Genomic DNA, 7,936 nt, shown 5'->3' on the forward strand with positions numbered 1-7,936 from the left:
TTAGTCAGGTAATAATAACAAAATAGATTACCCTCATAATCGCAACCCAAACAGAAGTGACTTTCTATGGCAATAAGTGAACCAACCCAGCCTGTGGCTGGCGCGTCAGCGTCGGTTGCTAAAGCACGCACCTCATTTGGCATTTTAGGAGCGATCAGCCTCTCCCATCTGCTAAACGATATGATTCAGTCGCTGATCCTGGCGATTTATCCGCTATTGCAGTCAGAGTTCTCGCTAACGTTTATGCAGATCGGGATGATCACCCTAACCTTCCAGCTTGCTTCCTCGCTGCTGCAACCGGTGGTGGGTTACTGGACGGACAAATACCCGATGCCGTGGTCGCTGCCCATTGGGATGTGCTTCACGCTGAGTGGGCTTGTTTTGCTGGCCATGGCCGGTAGTTTCCATATGGTGCTGCTCGCCGCGGCGCTGGTTGGCACCGGCTCTTCGGTATTTCATCCGGAATCGTCCCGCGTGGCACGCATGGCCTCCGGCGGTCGTCACGGCCTGGCGCAGTCAATTTTCCAGGTTGGCGGCAACTTCGGCAGCTCTCTGGGACCCTTGCTGGCAGCTGTCATCATCGCGCCATATGGTAAGGGTAATGTGGCCTGGTTTGTTCTGGCTGCGTTATTAGCGATTGTCGTCCTGGCACAAATCAGCCGTTGGTATGCCGCGCAGCATCGGATGAGTAAAGGAAAACCGAAAGTTGCCATCGTAAATCCGTTACCGCGCAATAAAGTGGTGCTGGCGGTAAGCATCCTGCTGGTGCTGATTTTCTCCAAATACTTCTATATGGCAAGCATCAGCAGCTATTACACCTTTTATCTGATGCAAAAATTCGGATTATCGGTACAAAACGCCCAGTTTCACCTGTTTGCCTTCCTGTTTGCCGTCGCGGCCGGGACGGTGATTGGCGGACCATTAGGCGATAAAATTGGCAGAAAATATGTTATTTGGGGGTCTATCCTCGGCGTTGCGCCATTTACCCTCGTTTTACCCTACGCAACGCTGGAATGGACCGGGATTTTAACCGTGATCATTGGTTTTATCCTCGCATCGGCGTTTTCTGCTATTTTAGTCTACGCGCAGGAGCTGCTTCCTGGGCGTATCGGCATGGTTTCTGGGCTATTTTTCGGGTTTGCCTTCGGCATGGGCGGCTTGGGAGCCGCGGTGCTAGGGCTGATAGCCGACCATACCAGCATCGATTTGGTCTACAAAATATGTGCTTTCCTGCCACTTCTGGGGATACTGACCATATTCTTACCTGATAACCGACACAAAGCCTGATTTTCTGACGGCCAAAAGTAAATTTTGGCCGTCATTACTTGCAGTAGCCATCAGCCTTTACCTCTCACATATCACCGTACTTTTCCGATCCGTGCTTTTTTACGCTTAAAATCCCGTTTTCTTCAAAATTCAACAATTATTCATAAACATAAACATTAAAATTGTCATAAACTATTACTCGTAGTTTGGGTTTTTAGGATTATCACAGCAACCAAAGGAGACGGAATGCATCACGCCACCCCGCTTATCACCACCATTGTCGGCGGCCTTGTGCTCGCTTTTATATTAGGCATGATTGCCAATAAACTACGTATTTCTCCTCTGGTGGGATATCTGTTAGCGGGCGTTCTGGCCGGTCCATTTACACCTGGTTTTGTTGCTGATACTAAGCTCGCGCCTGAGCTGGCTGAGCTTGGCGTTATTCTGCTGATGTTCGGCGTGGGGCTGCACTTTTCGTTGAAGGATTTGATGGCGGTAAAGTCTATCGCCATTCCCGGCGCGATTGCCCAGATAGCAGTGGCAACGCTGCTGGGTATGGCGCTTTCAGCCGTATTAGGCTGGTCGCTGATGGTGGGGATCGTGTTTGGTCTGTGTCTTTCAACCGCCAGTACCGTGGTGCTATTGCGTGCACTTGAAGAACGACAGCTCATTGACAGCCAGCGCGGGCAAATTGCCATTGGCTGGCTGATTGTCGAAGATCTGATGATGGTGCTGACGCTGGTTCTCCTGCCAGCCGTCGCCGGGATGCTGGAAAAAGAAGACGTCGGTTTCGCCTCGCTGGCCGTCGATATGGGCATTACCATCGGCAAGGTGGTGGCGTTTATCGCGATTATGATGCTGGTGGGTCGTCGTCTGGTACCGTGGATTATGGCCCGCAGCGCCGCAACCGGTTCACGCGAACTGTTTACCCTCTCAGTCCTCGCCCTCGCCTTAGGTATCGCCTTTGGCGCAGTAGAGCTGTTCGATGTCTCCTTTGCGCTGGGCGCGTTCTTCGCCGGTATGGTGCTGAATGAATCTGAACTAAGCCACCGTGCGGCGCATGATACTCTGCCGCTGCGCGATGCGTTCGCCGTGCTGTTCTTCGTTTCCGTCGGGATGCTGTTCGATCCGTTAGTTCTGATCCAGCAGCCGTTGGCGGTACTGGGCACGCTGGCGATTATCATCTTTGGTAAATCCCTTGCCGCCTATTTCCTGGTGCGCCTGTTTGGTCACTCCCAACGCACGGCGCTCACCATTGCCACCAGCCTGGCGCAGATTGGTGAATTTGCCTTTATCCTGGCGGGTCTGGGAATGGCGTTAAACCTGCTGCCGCAGGCCGGACAGAATCTGGTGCTGGCCGGGGCAATCCTGTCCATCATGCTCAACCCGGTGCTGTTTGCGGTGTTAGAAAAATACCTCGCCAAAACAGAAACGCTGGAGGAGCAGACGCTGGAAGAGGCCATCGAAGAAGAGAAGCAAATTCCGGTGGATATCTGCAATCATGCCTTGCTGGTTGGCTTTGGTCGCGTCGGCAGCCTGCTGGGTGAGAAATTGATGGCTGCAGGGATCCCGCTGGTGGTGATCGAAACCTCGCGTACCCGGGTGGATGAACTGCGCGAGCGTGGGATCCGCGCGGTACTGGGAAATGCCGCCAACGAAGAGATTATGAATCTGGCGCATCTGGATTGCGCGCGCTGGCTGCTGTTGACCATCCCCAATGGTTATGAAGCGGGTGAAATTGTCGCTTCCGCGCGTGAGAAATGCCCGTCGATTGAGATTATCGCCCGCGCGCATTATGACGATGAGGTGGAATATATTACCGAACGCGGCGCCAACCAGGTCGTCATGGGTGAGCGTGAAATCGCCCGCACCATGCTGGAGCTGATTGAAACGCCGCCTGCAGGTGAAGTTGCTACGGCCAGTTAATGTCCGTGCCGGATAGCGTTATCGCTTATCCGGCCTATACAAGATTTAACGGTCCCAGTACGACTCTTCGAGACTGTCTTCACGTTCCGGTAAACCGCGCGTCAGGCGCGGTGAATGCTGGTTCAGCACCTGATAACTCACGCGATTAGCATACTTACACACCTGGGCTAACGACGAATAGGTCAACCAGGTGAACTTGTGCTTGCTGGAGTTAGGCACGTTGCTGCGGTGATAGCTGTTGGCGGTAATATCATGCAGCAATGCCGCCAGCGCGCCGTCACCTGCGCCGTTGGTGTTCATTATCTTTTCAGGTCCGCCCATATACGGTGCGATGTGCGAATACACGCGCAGCGGATTGGTACAGTCTTTATGGCGCATGGCGCGGCTGAATTCGTACTGATTAAATTCGGCAATAGCACCAGGGAGCAGAGGATGCTGGGTTTTACGTTTCACTTCTTCTTCCGTAAAGCCCGCCATATACAGACCCGCCGGACCCGCCGTGCACAGCACCAGATCCACCCAATCCAGCGCCTTGTCAGATGCCAGCAGCGGATCGTTCTCGCCGGTCAGCGCTTCAGCCTCTTCTTCATTCATCGCCAGAATAGAGACATGCTCTTTCAGGAATGCCTGCCACCACTGCGGGTTATCGGCAATGACGAATTTGGTGCCCAGGGTCAGAACCACCGGCACATTGTGCTTTTTGGCGTATTCAATCGCCTTCATGGTCGCTTCCGGCATCGGCTCACCCGGTTCGCAGCGCACCAGATAAGACGTCAGCACCAGCGCGGACGCTCCGGCAATCACCGATTCAGGGATGCTATCCGCCCGTAGCTTATTCATATGCCCAGGGCTGATTGCGAAGGTACGCTCACCTGACTCGCCAATCAGCGTAAAGCAGCGGCCAATCGGTCCGTTAACGCCTTGCAGGTAGTTCAGGTCGGTACGGCTGGAGGTATTGCATAAATAGCGGTACGCATAGCTGCCAATCTCGATATTGGTGCACATCACGCCCAGCAGCACCGAGCGGTCATCCGCCAGTACAGAGTAGTTGTGCATCGTGTTACCGATAGTACCGCCCGCAAACTGATGGGTGATCAAGTTTTCACGCACCAGTTCCTGGTAGAGCGCTTCTGCGACATCATCGGCAATCACCAGAGAATGCCCGGCGCTTAATCCATAACGTTTTACAAAGTCATCATCCACTTTGGCTTCAATATCCACCAGCGTCTGGTCGATACCTACCACCCAGGCTGCGCTGGTTTCATTTTCTGGCTGAATTTGTTGCAGCAACGGATCGCGCGCGCTGACGGGAAAATAGTGTTTGGATTTGCGTTTACCGGGAAATTTCATGGTCGATTTTACGGGTGGTTAACTGAGCGATGCATGGTAGCACATTCCCTGCCACGCATGCGATGCGGCGCTAAGTTTCAATATCAGACGGTGAGATCGCAGTTTATACGGGATTAATTTCTACAATAACTCACCTTCACAAGGAGCGTTTTATGAAGCCGGAAAACAAGATCCCCGTACTCGACAGAATTTCGGATGAAATGAAAAGCGTGGTGAATTTTCATCGCGACGATCTGCCGCCGTGGCCCGCTGCAGATGACTTCGTGGCCCAGCGCCAACACTACATTCATGAACGGCAGCTGTGGAATGCCGATGCCCCAGAGATGAATACCCGCGAATGCGTTATTTCTACCGCATGCGGCCCCGTGGCCACACGTATTTACTCACCGCAGCCTCATAGCCTGGCAACGTTGTATTATCTGCACGGCGGCGGTTTTATTCTCGGTAATCTGGATACCCACGACCGTATTATGCGCTTGCTGGCGCGCTATACGCAGTGCACGGTAATTGGTATCGACTATTCGCTTGCGCCAGAAGCCCGTTTCCCGCAAGCCATCGAAGAGATTGCCGCCGTCTGCCAGTATTTTCATCAGCACGCTGGCGACTATTCTCTTAATGTGAATCATATCGGTTTTGCGGGCGATTCCGCCGGAGCCATGCTGGCGCTTGCCAGCGCGCTGTGGCTGCGGGATAAACGCATTGTCTGCGGCAAGGTGGCTGGGGTGCTGTTGTGGTATGGGCTTTACGGCCTGCAGGATTCACTGAGCCGACGGCTGATGGGCGGAGCGTGGGATGGGTTAACCCGCGAGGACTTGCAGATGTACGAAAACGCGTACCTGCGTAGCGCTGACGATCGCGAGTCACCGTATTATTGCCTGTTTAATAACGATCTGACGCGTGACGTGCCACCGTGTTTTATCGCTGGCGCTGAGTTTGATCCGCTGATTGACGATAGCCGCTTACTATTCCAGACGTTGCAGGCGCATCAGCAGCCTTGCCAGTACAAAATGTACCCCGGCACGCTGCACGCCTTCCTGCACTATTCGCGAATGATGAAAACCGCCGACGATGCGTTGCGGGAAGGCGCTCGTTACTTCAGAGCCCAGCTTTAACGGTAAGCGTCGGTCAGTTTAACCATCATTTCGATATGTTCCGGTGCGGCATTAAGCGCCGGAATATACTCATATTGCTTACCGCCAGCTTCGAGGAAAATCTCCCGGTTTTGTACCGCTATCTCTTCCAGCGTTTCGAGGCAATCTGCCGAGAAGCCCGGACACATAACCTGGATATGTTGTGTCCCTTTCTCCGCCAGCATTTTTAACGTTTCGTCGGTATACGGCGTCAGCCACGGTTCACGACCAAAGCGAGACTGGAAGGTCATCATTACTTTTTCTGGCGGCAGACCAAGCGCTGAAACCAGCTCTCGGGTGGTATCGCGACAGCGCTGCGGGTAGTCATCACCTTCATCGGCGTAACGCTGCGGAATGCCGTGATAGGAGAGCAGCAGCAAATCAGGTTCACCGTGTTGAGCAAATGAATCCCGGGCACTCTTCGCCAGCGCATCGATGTAGCTGCTGTCATCGGCGTAATCACGAATAAATGAAACGCCAGGAATACCGCGTTTACGCGCTAAGATACGCGCCAGTTCGTCCCAGACGGCCGCTACCGTCGAACAGGAATATTGCGGGTACAGCGGTAACACCACCATGTGTTCAACCCCGCTTGCCAACAGTTCATCGACCGCGCTTTCAAGCGACGGCGAACCGTAGCTCATTCCCAGCGCGACAGGGGTATTTGGTAGGCGTTCTGCCAGCGCCCGCTGTTGTGCCTTGCTATAAACCATCAGCGGAGAACCGTCTTCCATCCAGATTGACTGGTACAGCTTGGCTACGCGTGGCGCACGCAACGGTAAAATCACCCCGCGCAGCAGCGGCCACCACAGTGCAGGTGACGTATCAACTACGCGTGGATCGCTTAAAAACTGGCGCAGGTAGCGCTTAACGGCTTCGGGGGTTGGGGCATCGGGAGTGCCGAGGTTTGCCAGCAGGATACCGGTTTTCGTCTGACGCATTACCGCCTCTTATCGATTCAAATTGTTGATAATTGTAGCGGAAAAGCGATAAAGAAGAACTAATTGCTGTGAGAGGTAAGACGAGAATTTGCCTGATGGCGCTACGCTTATCAGGCCTACGCGATAATGGCAGGCCTGATAAGAGGTTTATTACGCGAAAAAATTAGCCGAGGATTTTTTCCAGCGCTGCGCGCACGTCAGCCACGGCCTGAGTGCCATCAACTTTAGCGTATTTGGTGTTACCCGCCTGCGCTTCTTTAGAGTAGTAGCCGATCAGCGGAGCGGTCATCTGATGGTATTCCACCAGGCGCTTACGTACAGTTTCTTCCTGATCGTCTTTACGGGTGGTCAGCTCTTCGCCAGTCACGTCGTCTTTACCTTCAACCTTAGGCGGGTTGAATTTGATGTGGTAAACGCGGCCAGAAGCAGCGTGTACGCGACGACCCACGATACGGTCAACGATCAGTTCGTCAGGAACATCGAACTCCAGAACGTAGTCCACGTTGATGCCCGCTTCTTTCATGGCGTCTGCCTGCGGAATAGTACGCGGGAAGCCATCCAGCAGGAAACCATTACGGCAGTCTTCCTGAGCAATACGCTCTTTTACCAGCGCGATCACCAGCTCATCAGTCACCAGCTTACCGGCGTCCATGATGTCTTTCGCTTGTTTGCCCAGCTCGGAGCCAGATTTCACGGCGGCACGCAGCATATCACCGGTGGAGATTTGCGGAATACCATACTTCTCCATGATGAACTGAGCCTGAGTTCCTTTACCCGCGCCCGGAGCGCCAAGCAGAATGATACGCATTACGAAAATCCCCTTAAAGGTTGTCGATATTTTTTAAAAAGCGCTAAACGATACCACCATCACGCAATTGGCTCAAGAAAGACGCCCGACGCTGAAACGGTTAACGGTGGGAAAATTAAAAATAAGGCGAGAAAATGCCGGATGGCGGTGGAAACACCGTATCCGGCATACTATTACGAGATGCTGTAGATACTGTTATCGCCTGCAAGCCTTTTCAGGTTCCGCGGTTACGGATAGCAGGCACGACCAGTCACAGCGCCGTCAGGCGCTGTTTTTTCCTGATTCATCTTCCCTTCAGGCTGTTATCACCCCATGTCTCGACGCATCGAACGGCTCACCTGATTTCAGTACACCGTAAGACACATGCGCCAGCTTGCGCATCATTGCGCCTATTATCACTTTCCCTTTTTTACCGTTTCCTGCCAGACGGTCGCGGAACGCCCGCCCCCATTCCGTTTTACTTATTGCCACCATCGCTGGCATGTACAGAGCCCTGCGCAGGGATACATGGCCGC

The 7,936-nt window shown here is 53.5% G+C and carries 6 protein-coding genes and 1 pseudogene; 3 read left to right on the forward strand and 4 right to left on the reverse strand.

Annotation, left to right across the window (positions count from 1 at the left end):
- The first annotated feature begins 66 nt into the window (after positions 1-66).
- Both fsr and ybaL read left to right on the forward strand, forming a co-directional pair.
- The gene (gene fsr, locus OGY17_RS06610; RefSeq protein WP_003021788.1) at positions 67-1,287 is read left to right on the forward strand and encodes a fosmidomycin MFS transporter; all 1,221 of its coding nucleotides are present in this window, start codon (positions 67-69) and stop codon (positions 1,285-1,287) included.
- 225 nt (positions 1,288-1,512) lie between these two features.
- On the forward strand, positions 1,513-3,192 hold the full coding sequence (gene ybaL, locus OGY17_RS06615; protein WP_003021783.1) for a YbaL family putative K(+) efflux transporter: 1,680 nt from the start codon (positions 1,513-1,515) through the stop codon (positions 3,190-3,192).
- Positions 3,193-3,237: 45 nt separating this feature from the next.
- Here the strand turns inward: ybaL and gsk are convergent, their stop codons facing one another.
- Positions 3,238-4,542, reverse strand: a complete 1,305-nt coding sequence (gene gsk / locus OGY17_RS06620) for an inosine/guanosine kinase (protein WP_286606702.1) — start codon at positions 4,540-4,542, stop codon at positions 3,238-3,240.
- A gap of 152 nt (positions 4,543-4,694) precedes the next feature.
- On the opposite strand from gsk, the gene aes reads away from it, so the two are divergent.
- Entirely contained in the window at positions 4,695-5,654 is a 960-nt protein-coding gene (gene aes, locus OGY17_RS06625; RefSeq protein WP_003831053.1) for an acetyl esterase, read from the forward strand.
- Here the strand turns inward: aes and hemH are convergent.
- The 3 genes and pseudogenes from hemH to OGY17_RS06640 form a co-directional block, all read right to left on the reverse strand.
- Entirely contained in the window at positions 5,651-6,613 is a 963-nt protein-coding gene (gene hemH / locus OGY17_RS06630; RefSeq protein ID WP_003831052.1) for a ferrochelatase, read from the reverse strand. The genes aes and hemH overlap by 4 nt on opposite strands.
- Before the next feature lie 163 nt (positions 6,614-6,776).
- Positions 6,777-7,421, reverse strand: coding sequence for an adenylate kinase (adk, locus tag OGY17_RS06635; RefSeq protein ID WP_003021773.1), 645 nt, complete (start codon positions 7,419-7,421; stop codon positions 6,777-6,779).
- Between the two features lie 294 nt (positions 7,422-7,715).
- Positions 7,716-7,936: pseudogene (locus OGY17_RS06640) on the reverse strand (IS110 family transposase); the annotation flags it as partial.

This window comes from Citrobacter sp. Cpo126 (assembly GCF_030332445.1).
Classification (GTDB): domain Bacteria; phylum Pseudomonadota; class Gammaproteobacteria; order Enterobacterales; family Enterobacteriaceae; genus Citrobacter; species Citrobacter portucalensis.